Raw genomic sequence first — 18,100 nt, 5'->3', positions numbered from 1 at the left:
AGATGAGGGAGATTTATTCAAAAATTCCAGAATTTTTGAATTTTGAATTTTGAATTTTGAATTTATATCCCCCATTACCCAAACTTAATCAACTCACGCCCTTCTAGGTGTGGTTTTTCTCCTTTTAATAATGGTTCTAATGCGGCGCGAATGCGTGTAGCTGAGGGTGGACAACCGGGTAAATAAATGTCAACTGGTACGATAGCGTGTACAGGTGTCACTTGATCTATTAACGGGGGGACGATACCCGGTTCTTGGGGAATCTGAGCATAAAGATCAGCTGTTTGGATGTAAGAACGTTGTAGAACTGGTTCAGCACTACCGACGGGATTACGTAAGGCGGTAACATTACCAGTTACAGCACAGTCACCAAAAGAAATTAATATTTGAGAACGCTCTCGGACAGTCTGGATTGTTTCCAAGTGTTCTTCATTAGCGATCGCACCTTCTACCAATACCACGTCTACATCCTCTGGATATTTTTTAATATCCGCAAAGGGACTAAATACGACATCTGCCAGAGAGGCTAAATCAATCAGCCATTCGTCTAAATCCAAAAAAGACATGTGACAGCCAGAGCAGCCACCTAACCATACTGTTGCTAATTTCAATCGAGACATAAGAATTTTGTAATTTATAATGTGGGCATTGGTCATTAGTTATTAGTCATTAGTCATTAGTCATTAGTCATTAGCTTTTCCCCTCCGCTTCCCTGCTTCCTCAACCCTCTCCACTCCCTACTCGTTGCCATTCTTGGACGACGCGCAAGGGGACGGAGATGTTAATGGAGCGATCGCCCGGTTGAGGTATGCTTAAGACTAGAGGTTCTGTTGGTAATTTTGGCAAAATATCTTGAAAGTCATACTGACCGATGGTGGGTGCTGGTGCTTCATCTAAGAAAACATCAGCCGCAGACAAGACTTTACCTGTAGCAGTGGTAATTTTTAATGGTTGGGGATGAATGAGTTCGGCGGAACCAGGAAACCCCACCAGCCGCAGGTTTAAAGTTTCGCCTTCACCGGGATAAACTTGTTTAAACAGTATCACCTGCCAAACCTTGCCTGATTGATCATCTAATCGTGTTTGTGAGCGATAAAGAAGTTCTGCTGTTGCTGTTTGTTGTTGCTCAACAGCCGCAATTACCGTTTCTGTAGACAAGCTTCCTAAACCCAGGAACATAAAAAACGTCAATATCCCCAACAACAGTAGCCACCAAAATACACTTTTGATAGAAGTTGGTGACAGACACACAGAAAACCTGGGTAAATTTTTCCGGTTCCTTGTGTACTGGTTCGCTTTGCGTCTGATTTTCATCATCAGATTTACCTCCTAGTGTGCGTAAGAATGGGATGAGGGAGTGGAGGAGCGGAGGAGAAAAACTAATGACCAATGACTAATAACTAATAACTAATGACTAATGACTAATGACTAATGACTAATCCCCACTATAGATTCCATTGCTGTTTTTCCCGTGCGGTAACTAAGAAATCGAGTTTGGCGCGATCGTGTTTCATTTCGCCGACGCTGGAACCTTGGTAAAATAGCGCACCTGTAGGACAAGCACTTACGCATTTACCGCAGGATGTACAAGTTTGGGAAGTTCCCCAAGGTTGGCTCAAGTCAGTGATAACATGGGAATTTGTTCCCCGTCCTGCCATATCCCAGGTATGTGCGCCTTCTATTTCATCACAAACACGGACGCAACGAGTACAAAGTACACAACGGTTATGGTCTAAGCCGTAACGCTCATGAGATAAATCAACTTTGCGGTCGGGGAAATGGTAGGCTAAACGTACATGATCCATCCCCATTTCAATGGCTAGGTCTTGCAGTTCACAGTTACCGTTAGCTACACACACCGAGCAGATGTGATTTCCCTCTGCAAACAGCATTTCGATAATTGTACGCCGATAACTTTGCAGGCGATCGCTCTTAGTCTTCACCTCCATACTCTCTGTAACTTTCGTCACACAAGCCGGAAGTAATCTATTCATCCCCGCGATTTCTACCAAACACAGACGACACGCACCCACATCTCCCACACCTTCTAAATGACACAGCGTAGGAATATGAATACCTGCTTCTTGTGCCGCCTGTAGTACGGTGTCTTCCTCGCGCGCACTCACCATCTGACCATCAATTGTTAGTGTTTTTACGGTCATAATAAATATCCATTAAAACTTGGGCATTGGGGACTGGGGACTGGAAGGGACTGTTGACTGTTGACTGGGAAAATATCCTCTCTCTCATCCCCCTCATCTCCCTCATCCCGCTCATCTCCCTCATCTCCCCTACTCCCGAACCAAAGCCAAATATTCATCACGGAAGTAGCGCAAGGTACTAAAGACAGGATTGGGTGCAGACTGGCCTAAACCGCATAAGCTGGTGTGCTTCACCATGTCGCACAGTTCTTCTAGGAGTTGTAAATCAGCCTGTGATGCTTTACCTTCGCTAATCTTGGTTAATAATCCATGTAACTGCACAGTTCCGACTCGGCAAGGAATACACTTACCACAGGATTCATCCATGCAAAATTCCATAAAGAAGCGGGCGACATCTACCATGTTAGTAGTTTGATCCATGACGATCATCCCACCGGAACCCATCATCGAACCCAGACTGGTTAAGGATTCATAATCTACAGGAGTATCAAACGCGGAGGCGGGAATACATCCCCCAGAAGGGCCTCCTGTTTGTACTGCTTTGGCAATACCACCATCGGGAATACCGCCACCCATTTCTTCTACTATTTGCCTTAAGGATGTCCCCATTGGCACTTCGATTAAACCTGTGTTGCGGATTTTGCCAGCTAGAGCAAATACTTTTGTGCCTTTGCTTTTGCCAGTGCCGACACTAGCAAACCACTCCGCACCTTTACGGATAATCGGCGCAATATTGGCAAAAGTTTCTACATTGTTAATTAAGGTCGGATGTCCCCATAAACCAGATTCCGCCGGATAGGGGGGACGAGGGCTAGGAAGACCACGTTTACCTTCGATAGAAGCCATTAACGCTGTTTCTTCACCGCAAACATAAGCCCCTGCACCGATGCGGATATCAATTTTAAAATCAAAGGGAGAGTCAAAGATTTGACTGCCTAAAAGACCGAGGCGTTGGGCTTGATGTATGGCAGTTTGTAAGCGTTTGATGGCAATGGGATATTCTGCCCGGACATAAATATAACCTTGACTTGCACCCACCGCATAGGCAGCGATCGCCATTCCTTCTAATACCCGGTGGGGATCACTCTCCAACACACTCCGATCCATGAATGCACCAGGATCTCCCTCATCGGCATTACAGATGACAAATTTGCGCTGTCCTTTCGCCTTAGCAACTGTCGCCCATTTCAAACCTGTGGGATAACCAGCACCACCCCGTCCCCGCAAACCACTGCGGCTAACTGTATCGACAACTTCCGCCGATGTCATCTCCCGCAGGACATGATAAAGAGCCTGATAACCCCCAGTAGCAATATAAGACTGAATCCTTTCTGGGTCAACTTTGCCACTGTTTTCTAACACTATCGGCTTCTGATATGTAAAAAAGGGCTGCTCTAGCTTCACCACCGACAGATGAGACTCTTTTCCTTTCAGCGTCCCAATAATTGATGTTGCATCTTCAGGAGTCACTTTTTCATACAGAGTTTCTTGAGTCTCGCCTTTCGACTCTCCACTCCCCACTTTCTCAACTTCCACTAAAGGCCCCTGACAGCACAAGCGCATACAACCCACGCCTGAAACTTGTACTTCCTTCTCCAAACCTTCTGCTTTTACAGCTGCTTCTAGTTGTTGTTTCACCGCTTGAGAGTTAGAAGAAAGACAACCAGCCGCCGTACAGCAACGTATTTGTACTGGTTTGGCTTGAGAACGTTCTTGTCGAGATATTTCTAATAATTCAGTTAGTTCCATGTTTTATACCAACTCTTCAAAAGCGGTCACGTCGCTGCGCTCCGAATTCTTGCATAGCCTACGGCATCGCGTAGCGTCCCGTAGGGAAGGCTTACGCCTACAAAATTCTTGCATTCAATACCCCCACGGATAAATCCGGGGGCTTGAATTAATGTTGTTTCACTTTTTTTCTTCTCCATAAATCAATTTAGGCGGCTCAGATCCTTGTTTTCTTCGGTCAACAGATGTCAACCTGAGAACCCTTATCATGTCTACTGTTCCGAATTTTGAATTGCTGTTAACCATCCTTGTATATGTTGCTCTACTGTTTCCGGGGTTTGATTACCTAAAACCGCACCATCAAACACCACCGCCGGCGCAATGCCACAAGCACCTAAACAGCGTGCCGTGAGTAGTGATAATTCACCATCAGCAGTAGTTTCACCAGGGTGAATGCAGGTAGATTTTTCCAAATTTGTTAAGATGGCTTGCGCGCCTTTGACATAACAAGCTGTACCTGTACATACCACACAAGTATGCTTACCCTGTGGTGCTAAAGAAAATAAATGATAAAAAGTTGCTACCCCATAAACCCTACTAGGTGGTAGTTTCAAGCTATGGGCGATATACAGTAATAAATCCGTTTCCAAGTAGCCAAAGATTTCTTGAGCTTTATGCAGAATTTCAATCAGGGCATCTTGTTGATATTGATGACGCTTGATAGTTGCATCTAGCATCTTCAATCGTTTATCCCCACTAGGATGAGTTTGGTTTGGTTTGGTTGTAGTTGTCATCAGAACCTCCCAGGAGACTCCCGCTTATCCTGACAAGGAAAGCGGTGAGAGGAATGGGAGGTGAATTGTAAAACGTCCCATGAACACATTTTTGTGTTAACAAAAACAGTGATTGGGACAGTTGAACAATTCACAAATTCTCTACATGGCATAAGCATAACCATCTTTTTTGTGAATAGTTTTACAGTATTTATTGCTTTTTAGTTAGGGAATGAGGACTGGGGATTGGGAACTGGGGATTGGGGATTGGGGATTGGGTAAAAGTTTTTCTTCCTCCGCTCCCTCCGCTCCCTCCGCTCCCTCCGCTCCCCTGCCCCCCTGCCCCTCCGCTCTCCTACACCCCTACACTTTCTTGCGTATCTTCTTTGACAGTGGTTTTGGCTGGATTTGCACAATGGACTATGTGAACTGAACAGGGGGCATGGTGGAGGACATAGTTACTTACACTACCTATAACTAATTCTTTAAATCCAGCTAAACCCCTATGTCCCATCACGATTAAATCCGCATTCCACGTAGTCGCGAATTTACAAATTGTGCGTCCAGGGCTGCCTAAGATTTGTTGAAATTCTGTAGATACATCTGCGGTGTTGGCTTTAGCACTGAAAGCTTGTAACATTCTCAAGCCTTCATCTTTAAAGCGATCCCACTGTTTTTGATATACCTCAAAGGTTTGACCGCTTATTCCTGGATAGTAATCATAATTTGTTACCATAGGTATATTAGGACTACCGTCTTCTTCTGCTGACAACACGTGTAACAAGAATAAGCTGGCTTGTGTGGCTTTTGCTAAGGTTAATGCTTGCTCAAAAACCTGTTGTCCTGTTTCCGAGCGATCCAATGCCACTAAAATTTTTTTGAGCATATAGACCTCTGTTATTATTTATTGAGGTTTTTGGTTTAAAATTAAGTTCTTCTATAGGAATCCGATTTGATTATTGAAATTACTTGTTTAGTTAGGGAACAGGGAACAGGGAACAGGGAAAGAGGGAGCAGGGAACAGGAAAAGAGGGAACAGGGGTGTACTGAGTTGTTTTCAGAAATCAAATATGATTCCTATAGTAGTTAGTTTTAGTGAACTGCTGAAAGGCTAGAGGTTAGATATGAGAGTCTATGAGCTAGGATTTTTTACTGAAAATCAGCATCAGCTATAGTCTGAATATACTAACAGCACTCAGCAAAGACTCATTTGCCTCACACTATTGCTTATAAGACAAAAATTTGAGGAACTTGTGAGGAAAATAGCCACTCTCATTTCATCTATAAAAGATGATTGATGTTGATTTTTTGGAAAATATCTACACAGTTTGTGAATATTGCTCGTAAACAGGTAACAAAAATCTTTTAATATTAAGATGTATTGATTTTATTTGTGGATAACGCCAAAACCCTGCTAGTTAGATATTGATATCTTAAGTGTGAATCTATTTCTAAAGTTTGATAAATATTGATATTTGTTAATTAAAATTAATATTCAAGAGTTCCATCATCTAATATAAGTTTAAGTACCAAATATTACTAATTTAGAGTTATCAGTTAGACCATTTGTTGATGATTGTTTAAATCTTAATTTAATATGAAAATTTTAATAGTAGAGGATGACGAATTAAACGCTTATGCGCTCACAGCCGTTCTCACTAACCAAAACTATGTGGTGGAAGTGGCGGCTGATGGTGATGCAGCTTGGGATTTAGTCCAAACCTATGACTATGATTTAATTCTTTTAGATGTGATGCTGCCAAAGCGGGATGGAATTAGCCTGTGTCGGCAAATTAGGTCAAATGGTAAACAAATGCCTATCCTGTTATTAACAGGTTGCGATAGTAGTCACGAGAAAGCAATAGGTTTAGATGCGGGTGCAGATGACTATGTAGTGAAACCCTTTGATGAGGAGGAATTGGTGGCGCGTGTGCGTGCGCTGTTGCGGCGAGGCGCGACAAATTCCCAACCAATTTTAGAATGTGGCGACTTGCGGCTTGACCCTAGCAGTTGTGAAGTGACTTATGGACAAGAGTTACTTTCTTTAACTCCGAAAGAATATGCGCTATTGGAGTTATTTTTACGCAATCGTCGCCGGGTGTTTAGCTGTTCGATGATTTTAGAGCATCTTTGGTCTTATGAAGATACTCCCGGAGAGGATGCAGTTCGCACCCATATTAAAGGATTGCGAATGAAGTTGAGAAATGTGGGAGTGCCTAGTGATTTAATTGAAACTGTTTATGGTATCGGCTATCGACTCAAGCCACAGGAGGAAAGTAAGGGAACAGGGGAGCAGGGAAATAAGGGAGCAGGAGAGAAGAAAAAATCTCCCACATCTCATAGTAAATCTCAAACAGAGACAACACTCACAGCCATAGCGGGAATTTGGCAGAAATTTTATGGACGGGTGGATCAGCAAGTTAAAGTTATCGAACAAGCTGCATTAGCAATTACCCAAGAAGCTCCTGATTTAGAATTATATTCGCAAGCTAGACAAGAAGCCCATACTTTAGCCGGTTCTTTGGGGACGTTTGGTTTACCGGAAGGCTCAAAACTAGCACGCCAAATTGAGCAGCTATTGAAATCTGGTACAAGTTGGACACCAAGAGAAATTAGCAAGTTGCAAAATTGGGTGCAAGCATTACGCCAAGAAGTTGCAGCGCAAAAACCCGCAGCATCTTCACCGTCTGTGACTAATTCCCTTCCCTTGGTATTGGTAGTTGATAGGGATGCTACTTTAGCTGAACAGTTAACACAAGCATCTGCTGACTGGGAATTTCAAGTGACTACTAGCACCAGTCTGAAGCAAGCCAGAAAGATACTCTACCAAGAGCATCCAAGTGTAGTGCTGCTTGATCCTCAAGTTGCGCCTCATCAAGAAGATAGTTTGAGTTTCTTAGCAGAACTAGCCCAATGTAAACCGTCTATACCCGTTATAGTGTTTACAGAACAGACAGGTTTTCAACATCGCCTACAACTAGCGCGTCATGGGGAACACACCTTTTTACAGAAACCCCAAGGGATATCTGAGGTATTGGGGGCGATCGCTCACATTTTACAACAAGTTCCCCACGCCGAAGCCAAAGTCTTAGCTGTAGACGACGACCCCAAAATTCTCGCCCTATTGCAAACTCTCCTATGTCCTTGGGGTTTGAAAGTCATTACTTTAGATGATCCCCGGCGGTTTTGGGAAACATTAAAAGCCGAAACACCAGACTTATTAATTCTGGATGTAGAAATGCCCCATACAAATGGTATTGAATTATGCCAAGTAGTGCGTAATGATGCTGAGTGGGGTGAGATACCTATATTATTCCTCACAGTTCACAGCGATGCCGAAATAGTTAACCAAGTCTATAGCGTCGGTGCTGACGACTTCGTGAGTAAACCCATCATCGGCCCGGAATTGGTGACGCGAATTATTAATCGTTTAGAACGAGTGAAATTATTAAGGCGAGTCAGTCAAAGGCATGGAGCAGGGGAGCAGGGGAGCAGAGGAGCAGGGAAGCAAGGGAGCAGAGGGGAAAAATCCCATACCCAATCCCCAATCCCCAGTCCCCAGTCCCCAGTCCCCAGTCCCTTTTTCACCAACGGACGCGCAATTTTTGATACACAACCAGAGTGTGTGACAATTGTGGCGGCTGATGGTACTTTATTAGAAATTAATCCCGCAGGTGTGGCGATACTAGAAGCGGATAACGCCGCCGCATTGGTGGGTAAATCTATATATAATCTGATTGCGCCGGAGTACCAGCCAGCTTTTCGCCAATTGAATCAAAGTGTGTGTCAAGGACAACAAGCTAGTCTGGAATTTGAGTTGATTACTTGTGAAAATCATCGCCGGTGGATGGAAACTCAGGCTGTACCTTTGCATAACGCCGCCGATGGTAGCTTAGTCCAACTAGCAATTACACGGGATATTACTCATTACAAACAAGTAAAAGCAGAAATACAGCGAGTTTATCGCACATTGCAAACCTTGAGTAATTGTAATCAAGTGCTAGTTCGGGCTGAAGACGAGGATGATTTACTACATCAGGTGTGCGACATTATTGTTCACGTTGGGGGTTATCGTTTGGCCTGGGTAGCCTATGCTGAAGATGATACCATGAAAAGTATCCGCCCGGTGGCGCAAGCAGGTTATGAAGAGGGATATTTGCGATCGCTCAATCTCACTTGGGCTGACACAATTCATGGTCAAGGGCCGACAGGAACCGCTATCCGTACCGGAAAAACTACAATTATTCAGAACATTTTGACTGATAGCCGCTATGAGATTTGGCGGTGTCAAGCCATCAGTCGGGGTTATGCTGCTGCAATTGCTCTACCAATGCTGGCTAATGGTCAAGCCTTTGGAGCTTTAAATATTTATGCCGATGAAGCCGATGCTTTTGATGTCAATGAGGTGAAACTGTTAGAAGAGTTAACGGCAGACTTAGCCTATGGGATTTTAGCATTACGCAATCAGCGCGATCGCCAATTAGCAGAAGCCGCCCTCCAAGAAAGTGAAGAAAGTTTAACCCTGGCTCTCGAAGCCGTTAACCTGGGTATTTGGGATTGGAATCTTACCACCAACCACATCACCTGTTCTGATAGTCATGCGCGGTTATTTGGGTTGGAGCCTGGTAAGTTTAATGGTGCTTATGAAATCTTTAAAGCCTGTATTTCTCCAGAAGATTGGCCGGGCTTAGAGCGAGCATTCCAGACAGCCCAACAGCAAAAAACGGATTTTAATCATGAATTTCGCGTAGTTTGGCCTGATGGCAGTATTCACTGGCTGGAGGGTACTGGCAAACTCTACTATAATGAGCAGGGCGCAGCTGTACGCATCCTGGGTACAACCAGAGATATCAGCAATCGTAAACAAATTGAAGCCGCCCTACAAACCGCGAAGAACGAACTAGAGTTAAGAGTAGCAGAACGGACTGTTGAATTAGTCAACGTCAATCAACAGTTGCATTCTGAACTAGAAGAACGTCAGCGAGTAGAAGCAGCATTACGGATTTCTCAAGTCCGACTCGCCCGGATTTTAGATATTGCCGATGATGCCATCATTTCTATTGATGGTAATCAAAAAATTACTATATTTAACCAAGGAGCCGAGAAAATCTTTGGCTACTCGGCTCAAGAAATTATCGGACAACGGCTGGATGTTCTCTTACCCCAGCGTTTTGTCGAGGCTCACCGTCAGCACGTTACCGGCTTTAGACAAGCTCCCAGCTTGGCGCGACGCATGGGAGAACGGCGAGAAATCTATGGTTGTCGCCAGGATGGAACGGAATTCCCCGCCGAGGCTTCTATCTCGAAACTGCATATAGATAACGAATTAATTTATACAGTTATTTTGCGTGATGTTACAGAACGCAAACAAATTGAGCGCATGAAAGATGAGTTTGTGTCTGTAGTTAGTCATGAACTCCGCACCCCTCTAACCTCCATTCATGGCTCCTTGGGAATGCTCACCAGTGGTTTATTACCAGCCGACTCAGAGCAAGGTAAACGCCTGTTGCAAATTGCTACTGATAGTACAGAGCGTTTAGTCCGCCTGATTAATGACATCCTAGACATTGAACGCATCGAGTCAGGTAAGGTAAAAATGGAAAGAGAAACCTGCAACCTGACCGAGTTGATTGAATCAGCCGTCAGTATTATGCAACCCTTGGCGAATAAAGCAGGTGTAAAACTCTCGATTTCTAGCCCATCGGTACAACTATGGGTAGATCCAGACCGCATTGTGCAAACCTTGACAAATTTGCTGAGTAATGCTATTAAGTTCTCTGCACGGGATAAAACTGTTTGGTTAGTGGCTCAACCATACGGCGATGAAGTATTACTGACAGTCAAAGACACCGGGCGTGGGATTCCGTCTGATAAACTCGATACTATCTTTGAACGGTTTCAACAGGTAGATTCTTCAGATTCCCGTAATCATGATGGTACGGGTTTAGGTTTGGCGATTTGTCAGAGTATTGTACAACAACATGGCGGGCGGATTTGGGTAGAAAGTATTGTAGGTGAAGGTAGCACCTTTTACTTTACGCTGCCGATTTTACCAGTTTCCCCCAGTGTAGAGTTAGTAGATTCTTTGCCTTCCCACTCCCCACTTTCCACAACCCACTCCCCACTCGTCTTAGTTTGTGACGATGATCCGGTGATTCGCCTGGAAATACAAACACTGTTAGAAACAGGGGGATATCGAGTCATGACTGTAGCTAGTGGTGAAGATGCGATCGCCTTAGCATCTGAGGAACATCCTGACGTGATTTTACTAGATTTGCTCATGCCAGGGATGAATGGTTGGGAAACAATGGCACTATTGAAAGAACGAAGCGAAACTAAAGACATTCCGATTGTAATTTGCAGTGTCTACAAGCAAACCAGCACTAGCCAAAACAGTGCAGATTTTGTGGATTGGGTGAGTAAACCAGTCCAAGAAAGCTATCTGTTAGATTCTCTCAGAGGCGTGATTACTAAATCTTCTCAGCGAGCCAGGATTTTGATTGTAGAGGATGATCCTGATTTAGCAGAACTACTCACTACCCTGTTTGAACGCCATGATATTGAAACCTTCCAAGCTAGAACCGGACGAGAAGCGATTCGTCTGAGCCAGGAAGTGAAACCAGATTTGTTAATTCTGGATTTGATTTTACCAGAAAGTGATGGCTTTGCGGTAGTAGATTGGCTACAACAACACAATCACCTGTGTAACATTCCTTTGGTAGTATATTCAGCCAAAGATTTGGATGAATCAGAACGGAAAAGGCTTAAGCTAGGAAATACAGAATTTTTGACTAAAGGACGTGTTACCACCCAGGAATTTGAACAACGAGTCATAGAACTACTTCAGCGAATTACGCACAACTCACAAGAGATAAGCCGTCATGAAAACCAAGCGAATTCTAGTAGTTGATAACGAGCAGTATATTCAAGAAGTCGCCAAAATTTGCTTAGAAACAGTCGCAGGCTGGGAAGTAGTAACGGCGAGTTCTGGTAAAGAAGGGATTAACCAAGCCGCAGCTTGTCAACCAGATGTGATTCTTTTAGATGTGATGATGCCAGACATGGATGGTATCACTACCTTTGAGCAACTGCAAGCTAATCCAGATACCAAAGACATCCCCGTGATTTTATTAACCGCCAAAATCCAAGCTAGCGATCGCCGGCGTTACTCACAACTGGGCATGGTGACAGCGATCGCTAAACCATTCAATCCGTTAGAATTAGCTGGACAAGTCGCCACAGCACTCGGTTGGAATTTAGACAACAAAAATTAAAATCTGCATCGATTTCCAGCTGAAAAAACAGAGTTAAGCTAAAATTAAATCAACTAAAACAGGGGGTTAAAAACATTATGTCAGTTAAACTTTTACCCGACCTGGGCGATTTAGTAGAAGGATTAGGAATTACAGGTATTGTCGGGATAGTTCTCATCCCAGTATTGTTACCAGTCATAGGTAGTGCAGGTAGACCAATAGCTAAAGCCATTGTCAAAAAAGGCATTGCTTTCTATGAAAATAATAAACACACCATAGCAGACTTAGGAGAAACCTGGGAAGACATCATTGCCGAAGCTAGGGCGGAAGTTGGCGAAGAACGCATGAAATCAGCCGAACCTACCCCTTAAAATCTTGCTGATATCTCAAAAAATTAGTCAACATAACTCTTGCGTTCTTCTGTACGCCTCTACTTGCTCAAAAATCAATCATTTGAAATTTTGTAGCTTATTTTGCTGCGGAGGGGTAAACCTACCCACAGGGTATTTTGAATTTTGACTCGATATTATTCCTGTTTGCAACCATTGATCCATTTCTGGGGGACGTTGAACACGATAAAGACGCGATCGCAATTCTTCCCCTTCCAAAATTTCTTTCTCTAACAAAATTTCGGCTGTTTCTCGCAACAGTGCTTGATTCACCTGCAAAATTCTCAACGCCATCTGGTGCGCCCCATCCACTATTTCTGTCACTTCTATATCAATAGCTTCAGCAATTTTTTGACTCACAGCCCGGCGAGGATGGCTCAAACCTTCCAAAAATTCTTGTTGTATCTTCTCAAAAGCTACTGGCCCTAATTTATTACTCATACCATAAAGTGTCACAAAACGTTCCGCCAAATCAGTAGCTTTTTGAATATCATCACTCGCCCCAGTGGAAGCCTTACCAAAAGTTAACTCCTCTGCGGAACGTCCACCCAAAAGTGCGACAATTCGCCCCCGGATTTCATCTTCTGTCATCAAAAAGCGGTCTTCTTCGGGTAACTGGAGGGTGTAGCCCAAAGCACCCACACCACGAGGAACTACAGAGATTTTTTCGACAATTCCCGCACCGGGAAGTAAAGCCCCAATTAAGGCGTGACCAACTTCGTGATAGGCAACGGTTTTTTTCTCTGTCTCATTCAACACCCGTGATTTTTTCTCTAACCCTGTAATCAGACGCTCAATAGCCTCATTAAAATCAGCCATTGTCACCGTTTCATGATTGCATCGGGCTGCTAACAATGCCGCTTCATTAACCAAGTTAGCTAAATCTGCGCCAGCAAACCCCGGAGTTCTGGCAGCTAACCTAGATAAATCGACATTTTCCCCTAATTTCACTTGTTTAGCGTGGATTTTAAGAATTGCTTCTCGACCACTTTTATCGGGACGATCTACCATAATTTGGCGGTCAAATCGACCAGGACGACGCAAAGCAGGGTCTAAAACCTCTGGACGGTTGGTTGCAGCCAGGAGAATCACCCCAGTATTGGGATTAAATCCATCCATTTCCGATAGTAATTGATTTAAAGTTTGTTCGCGCTCATCATTACTACCAATCATCGGCCCACTACCAGCACGAGACTTACCCAAAGCATCCAACTCATCAATAAATACAATGCAAGGTGCTTGTTGCTTGGCTTGCTCAAATAAATTTCTTACCCGTGCAGCACCAATCCCCACAAATAATTCAATAAATTCTGAGCCAGAGATACTAAAAAAAGGAACACCCGCCTCACCAGCGATCGCCTTGGCTAATAAAGTTTTACCCGTACCTGGGGGGCCGATTAACAAAACACCTTTCGGGATTTTCGCCCCTAATCGCTTATACTTGGCAGCATTTTTGAGAAAATCTACAATTTCTTGCAATTCAACCTTAGCTTCCTCCACACCAGCCACATCAGCGAAAGTTACGCCTGTAGTGCCTTCGGAATAAATCCGCGCATTACTTTTACCAATATTTAAAGCAGCCGGGCCACTCATTTGACTGCGACTGAGCAAAAAGCCCCAAATACCGAGAAAAATCAATGGTGGTAAAATCCAAGCGAATAAAGTAGAAATCCAACCAGTACGACTAGGAGGTTGAGCAGAATACTCAACATTATGCTGTCGGAGAATTTGAGGTAATTGCGAATCTGTCGGCAGAGGGATAGTAGTAAACACCCGATTGCTTTTGTCCTCAGATGTCTCAGCATTAGGTGCTGGTTTTAATTCATATTCAATTTTGTCAGAACCGATAACAACACGAGCCACCTTACCAGCTTCCACCTGAGAGACAAAATCACTGTAAGGTACTTGGGGATAGCGAGGTGAGCTAAACAGAATGACATTTAAAAATATTAAAAATGCTAACCACAATATAAAACCACCCCCAAACTGTCTAGGTTCTGGTGCTTTAGTATTGCGATCGCCATTAGTTTTCATAGGCATAGTAAATTGCTCCTGTGTTGGGGACTCTTGACTGGGAAAAAAGGGGAAAGTCCTCTCCCCTTGCTCCCTGCTCCCGGCTGTGAAAGCCTCCCCTGCCCTACATCCCGGCTTCACCTCAAAGACATAGAATGTAGATGTAAATCTCGTGGAGCCAAAGAAGAGAGATAATGTTTAAACCATTGACTAGCTAAACGTCCTACTTCTTCCATCGCTCCAGATTCACCAAACTGGTGAGTTGCGCCGGGAATAACTTCTAACTGCTTGTGTTGTGTAGCAATCTGAGCGATCGCATCTTCATTCATCGCAATAATAGGTAAATCATTCTCCCCAACAATTAACAAAGTGGGAGTTTGTACACAAGAAAGTGCCGTACTTACCAAATCAGTTTGTCCACTGCGGGAAACAATCGCCCTTACCGCCATTGGACGGGTTGTAGCTGCCAATAATGCGGCACCACTACCTGTATCTGCGCCAAAGTAGCCAACATTAAGATTGTGAGTAGTAGGATTTTCCAACAACCAATCAGTGATGCCCACAATGCGAGCAGCCAGAAAAGCCATATCACAACGGAAATGTTTAGTACGTTGGTCAATAGCTTCCTCTTCCTTCGTCAGCAGGTCAACTAATAAAGTCGCCAACCTTCCTTCCTGACGCAAAACATGAGCCAAATAATGATTATAGCTACTATATCGACTGCTGCTACCGCTATGTGTAAACAGCACAATTCCCTCAGCATCAGTAGGTAAAACCAATTCTCCTGTCAGATGAATCCTGTCTAATTCCAGAATCACAATTTGCTCTTCAACATTGGATAAAGGTGTCTTATTCATGGCAATATCTCAAAAAATGAAAGTAACCGCAGCAAAAAATCCTATTTTATTCCCTCATCCCACAATTAATTTTGCAACTACCAAACCTTTGCGTTCCTCCGCGTTTCCTCCGCGTTAAAAAAATCTCCACCTAGAGGATGCTCCTTATTTACTGTAGCTATAAATAACTGCCCAAACCAATTAGCTGTTAGTATGAATAACGAATTGCCAAATTAAACCTTTACCGAATTATTGATAAGTCACTTAGCAATAATTTTCATCCTCAAGATAGATTGCAAATCCTAAAATGAGCATCTAAATCAGATTAAATCTATCTACATAAATGGGAGTCAGCTTTTTCTCTATATTAGCTTTGACTCAATCATATCTACTACCGATATTAGAGGAGACTCTTAATGATGTATCAGAGAATTTTAGTAGCGATAGACCCATCAGAAATAGAAAAGTATATTTTTGAGCAAGGTATATTTGTAGCGAAAGCAACCAATGCAGAAATGATGTTGCTGCATGTGCTTTCACCATTAGAAGAACCTTATGTCAGCCCTATATTCATGCAGCCAGATGCTATATATCCAACCGTACCACCTGAACAGATGGACACATATTTGCAGCAATGGGAAAAACTGAAACAACAAAGACTAGATTGGTTGCGATCGCTCACCAACACCGCCATCAGCGCAGGTGTCAAAACCGGCTTTACCCAAAACGTTGGCGATGCTGGGCGGATCATCTGTGAAGTAGCCCGCAGTTGGCCGGCTGACTTAATTATGCTCGGTCGTCGCGGTCGTGCGGGACTGAGTGAGTTTTTCTTAGGTAGTGTGAGTAACTACGTAGTTCATCATGCACCTTGCTCAGTCATGGTCATCCAAGGAAAAATGCCTACCACAACTGAAATGCTCACATAACCGTACATCTTTGACAGATGGTAAAATGAGTTGTAAATTTTACTCCTCATTAGCCAGGTCTTGGTGATTCCTTAACTATGGACACACTTGCCTACTTGCATCTCGCCGAGAGTTACGCAGCCTCTAGCAATTCAGAACCGGCAACTGTTACTGATTCGGATTTATACATTCCGCAACCAGCTTGGATAAAAAACCACAGTGGAGCAATCATACTAGCGGTTTCTGTAGCTTTGGGTGCGGTGAATTTATCTAACCAAGCTATGGCACTCAAACGAGGTGACAGCAGTTCTCAAGTGGTGTCCCTCCAGCAAAAGTTACAAGCTGCTGGATACTTACAACACAAACCCACAGGATATTTTGGCTCAATCACAGAAACCGCCGTCAGAAATTTTCAGAAAGCCAAAGGTTTAACACCTGATGGCATTGTCGGGCCGAAAACACTGGCGGCTCTAGAGTCTAGTTCTGGGTGGGATAAAATAGCCTCATCTTCCTCCCCACCCACCACCTCGCCAGATGTCGCCCAGCAGCAACAATCACCACCAACATCACAGCGATCGCTCAGACAAGGCGACAAAAATGATCAAGTCATCTCCCTACAACAACAATTGCAAGCGATCGGATACTTTAAACAACCCATCACAGGTTACTTTGACGCAGCAACACAAGCCGCAGTCATCAAATTTCAGCAAGCAAAGCGGCTGACTATTGATGGTATCGCAGGGCCGCAGACATTTTCTGCCCTCAAATCCCACTCTAGCAACTTAGCCTCTGCACCTGTTGTCACCACAAAAACTCAAGTGCCAGTCAAACCGCCAACAGCTACTACTTCCAAACCTTCCCAGGGAATGAAGCACATCAAAACCATTTCTGGGAATATTTCCCCTAAATCAGTGGTTTATTCGGGGAATGGGTTATTTTTTGCCCAAAACATGATGTACAACCACACCATCACTGTATACAACCGCAACTATGAATTAGTTAAAGAAATTTCCGATGCAGTAGATTTATCACAATACGGTTATAGCAAGGTCAAAGGGAAATATAGAGGCGCACCAGTTGAGGCGAGTTTTTCCCATAATGGCAAGTATGCTTGGGTGTCTAACTATAAAATGTATGGCCCCGGTTTTAATAACCCTGGTAGCGATAACTGTTATCCTGCTCAAAAAACCGACAAGAGTTTTTTATATCGCATTAATACAGAAACTCTCGATATTGATCAAGTAATTCAAGTGGGTTCTGTCCCCAAATATGTAGCAACCTCAGCCGATGAGCGACTGATATTAGTCAGTAATTGGTGTTCTTGGGATTTGAGCGTCGTTGATGCGGTGAAAAATCAAGAAATCAAACGCATTAAATTAGGTAAATATCCTCGCGGCATTGCCGTAGATGGGAATTCCGAAACAGCCTATGTTGCTGTCATGGGTTCTTATGATATTGCACAAGTCTCTCTCAGAGATTTTTCGGTGAAATGGCTCAAAAATATCGGTCGTTCACCAAGACATCTCAACATAGATCCCAGTGGTGAATATCTCTATGCTTCTTTAAATGGTGAAGGAAAAGTTGTCAAAATTAGTTTACCCCAAAGAAAGGTTATAGATAAAGTCTTTACAGGTAATGCTCCGCGTAGTATGGCGTTATCTGATGATGGTCAAATCCTTTATGTTGTTAACTACAAAGAACATACCGTGAGCAAAGTTCGGACTAGGGATATGAAAGTGTTACAAAAAGTAAATGTAGAAGCTAATCCCATCGGCATTACTTACGATCCAAAAACTAGAGAAGTTTGGGTAGCTTGCTATTCTGGCAACATCATGATTTTTCAAGATTAAAAAGTAGTGGCGTAGCAAATATCAAATAGTGCAGCATTTAAACTTAACTCAACGTGTAAAAACACATAGTGTCAAAACTGTCTATTTCTAAGCCGATAAATACTGCTCAGACGGATATTTGTGAATGCAGTATTTTAAACCAGTCTTGCTCATGCGGTAGTTTTAAAGAAATATCTGCTTGATATTAGATT

At 43.4% G+C, this 18,100-nt stretch carries 13 protein-coding genes; 5 read left to right on the top strand and 8 right to left on the bottom strand.

What is annotated here, in order from left to right; genetic code table 11:
* Positions 1 to 74 precede the first annotated feature (74 nt).
* The 6 genes from A3775_RS10135 to A3775_RS10110 all read right to left on the bottom strand — a co-directional run bounded on the left by A3775_RS10135 (position 75) and on the right by A3775_RS10110 (position 5,549).
* Positions 75 to 620 carry an oxidoreductase gene (locus A3775_RS10135; RefSeq protein ID WP_066379018.1) on the bottom strand — a complete coding sequence of 182 codons (546 nt, stop codon included), beginning with the start codon at positions 618 to 620 and terminating at the stop codon, positions 75 to 77.
* Positions 621 to 720: 100 nt separating this feature from the next.
* Positions 721 to 1,317 carry a DUF3122 domain-containing protein gene (locus tag A3775_RS10130; RefSeq protein ID WP_066379021.1) on the bottom strand — a complete coding sequence of 199 codons (597 nt, stop codon included), beginning with the start codon at positions 1,315 to 1,317 and terminating at the stop codon, positions 721 to 723.
* Between the two features lie 128 nt (positions 1,318 to 1,445).
* Positions 1,446 to 2,162 carry a bidirectional hydrogenase complex protein HoxU gene (gene hoxU, locus A3775_RS10125; RefSeq protein ID WP_066379023.1) on the bottom strand — a complete coding sequence of 239 codons (717 nt, stop codon included), beginning with the start codon at positions 2,160 to 2,162 and terminating at the stop codon, positions 1,446 to 1,448.
* A 129-nt stretch (positions 2,163 to 2,291) separates the two neighbouring features.
* Positions 2,292 to 3,911 (bottom strand): NuoF family protein, encoded by a 1,620-nt coding sequence (locus tag A3775_RS10120; RefSeq protein ID WP_066379030.1) that lies wholly within the window; start codon positions 3,909 to 3,911, stop codon positions 2,292 to 2,294.
* Between the two features lie 251 nt (positions 3,912 to 4,162).
* Positions 4,163 to 4,684: a bidirectional hydrogenase complex protein HoxE gene (gene hoxE, locus A3775_RS10115; RefSeq protein WP_066379034.1), complete on the bottom strand. Its 522-nt coding sequence runs from the start codon at positions 4,682 to 4,684 to the stop codon at positions 4,163 to 4,165.
* 334 nt (positions 4,685 to 5,018) lie between these two features.
* Positions 5,019 to 5,549: a universal stress protein gene (locus A3775_RS10110; protein WP_066379035.1), complete on the bottom strand. Its 531-nt coding sequence runs from the start codon at positions 5,547 to 5,549 to the stop codon at positions 5,019 to 5,021.
* Between the two features lie 711 nt (positions 5,550 to 6,260).
* Here A3775_RS10110 and A3775_RS10105 point away from each other — a divergent pair.
* From A3775_RS10105 to A3775_RS10095, 3 genes are all read left to right on the top strand, one after another.
* Entirely contained in the window at positions 6,261 to 11,573 is a 5,313-nt protein-coding gene (locus tag A3775_RS10105; protein WP_066424824.1) for a response regulator, read from the top strand.
* Positions 11,545 to 11,937 carry a response regulator gene (locus A3775_RS10100; protein WP_066379040.1) on the top strand — a complete coding sequence of 131 codons (393 nt, stop codon included), beginning with the start codon at positions 11,545 to 11,547 and terminating at the stop codon, positions 11,935 to 11,937. Before A3775_RS10105 ends, A3775_RS10100 begins: the two co-directional genes overlap by 29 nt.
* A gap of 77 nt (positions 11,938 to 12,014) precedes the next feature.
* Positions 12,015 to 12,287, top strand: a complete 273-nt coding sequence (locus A3775_RS10095) for a DUF5132 domain-containing protein (protein WP_066379043.1) — start codon at positions 12,015 to 12,017, stop codon at positions 12,285 to 12,287.
* 78 nt (positions 12,288 to 12,365) lie between these two features.
* Here the strand turns inward: A3775_RS10095 and ftsH are convergent, their stop codons facing one another.
* Together ftsH and A3775_RS10085 are read right to left on the bottom strand one after the other, a co-directional pair.
* The gene (ftsH, locus tag A3775_RS10090) at positions 12,366 to 14,345 is read right to left on the bottom strand and encodes an ATP-dependent zinc metalloprotease FtsH (protein ID WP_231866979.1); all 1,980 of its coding nucleotides are present in this window, start codon (positions 14,343 to 14,345) and stop codon (positions 12,366 to 12,368) included.
* A 110-nt stretch (positions 14,346 to 14,455) separates the two neighbouring features.
* The gene (locus A3775_RS10085; protein WP_066379044.1) at positions 14,456 to 15,175 is read right to left on the bottom strand and encodes a dienelactone hydrolase family protein; all 720 of its coding nucleotides are present in this window, start codon (positions 15,173 to 15,175) and stop codon (positions 14,456 to 14,458) included.
* 398 nt (positions 15,176 to 15,573) lie between these two features.
* On the opposite strand from A3775_RS10085, the gene A3775_RS10080 reads away from it, so the two are divergent.
* Both A3775_RS10080 and A3775_RS10075 read left to right on the top strand, forming a co-directional pair.
* The gene (locus A3775_RS10080; protein ID WP_066379049.1) at positions 15,574 to 16,080 is read left to right on the top strand and encodes a universal stress protein; all 507 of its coding nucleotides are present in this window, start codon (positions 15,574 to 15,576) and stop codon (positions 16,078 to 16,080) included.
* Positions 16,081 to 16,157: 77 nt separating this feature from the next.
* A complete protein-coding gene (locus A3775_RS10075) occupies positions 16,158 to 17,909 on the top strand; it encodes a peptidoglycan-binding protein (RefSeq protein ID WP_066424822.1) in 1,752 nt (583 codons plus the stop codon).
* Positions 17,910 to 18,100 lie beyond the last annotated feature (191 nt).

Origin of the sequence: Anabaena sp. 4-3, assembly GCF_001597745.1 — a bacterium.
Taxonomy (GTDB): Bacteria; Cyanobacteriota; Cyanobacteriia; order Cyanobacteriales; family Nostocaceae; genus Trichormus.
The sequence above is the reverse complement of the archived record's forward strand: the minus strand, read 5'-3'. Positions and strand labels throughout refer to the sequence as shown.

Excerpts from the sequence above, each read along its gene's own strand:
- A3775_RS10135 (WP_066379018.1), bottom strand. The coding sequence starts at position 620 with ATGTCTCGATTGAAATTAGCAACAGTATGGTTAGGTGGCTGCTCTGGC.
- A3775_RS10130 (WP_066379021.1), bottom strand. The coding sequence starts at position 1,317 with ATGATGAAAATCAGACGCAAAGCGAACCAGTACACAAGGAACCGGAAA.
- hoxU (WP_066379023.1), bottom strand. The coding sequence starts at position 2,162 with ATGACCGTAAAAACACTAACAATTGATGGTCAGATGGTGAGTGCGCGC.
- A3775_RS10120 (WP_066379030.1), bottom strand. The coding sequence starts at position 3,911 with ATGGAACTAACTGAATTATTAGAAATATCTCGACAAGAACGTTCTCAA.
- hoxE (WP_066379034.1), bottom strand. The coding sequence starts at position 4,684 with ATGACAACTACAACCAAACCAAACCAAACTCATCCTAGTGGGGATAAA.
- A3775_RS10110 (WP_066379035.1), bottom strand. The coding sequence starts at position 5,549 with ATGCTCAAAAAAATTTTAGTGGCATTGGATCGCTCGGAAACAGGACAA.
- A3775_RS10105 (WP_066424824.1), top strand. The coding sequence starts at position 6,261 with ATGAAAATTTTAATAGTAGAGGATGACGAATTAAACGCTTATGCGCTC.
- A3775_RS10100 (WP_066379040.1), top strand. The coding sequence starts at position 11,545 with ATGAAAACCAAGCGAATTCTAGTAGTTGATAACGAGCAGTATATTCAA.
- A3775_RS10095 (WP_066379043.1), top strand. The coding sequence starts at position 12,015 with ATGTCAGTTAAACTTTTACCCGACCTGGGCGATTTAGTAGAAGGATTA.
- ftsH (WP_231866979.1), bottom strand. The coding sequence starts at position 14,345 with ATGCCTATGAAAACTAATGGCGATCGCAATACTAAAGCACCAGAACCT.
- A3775_RS10085 (WP_066379044.1), bottom strand. The coding sequence starts at position 15,175 with ATGAATAAGACACCTTTATCCAATGTTGAAGAGCAAATTGTGATTCTG.
- A3775_RS10080 (WP_066379049.1), top strand. The coding sequence starts at position 15,574 with ATGTATCAGAGAATTTTAGTAGCGATAGACCCATCAGAAATAGAAAAG.
- A3775_RS10075 (WP_066424822.1), top strand. The coding sequence starts at position 16,158 with ATGGACACACTTGCCTACTTGCATCTCGCCGAGAGTTACGCAGCCTCT.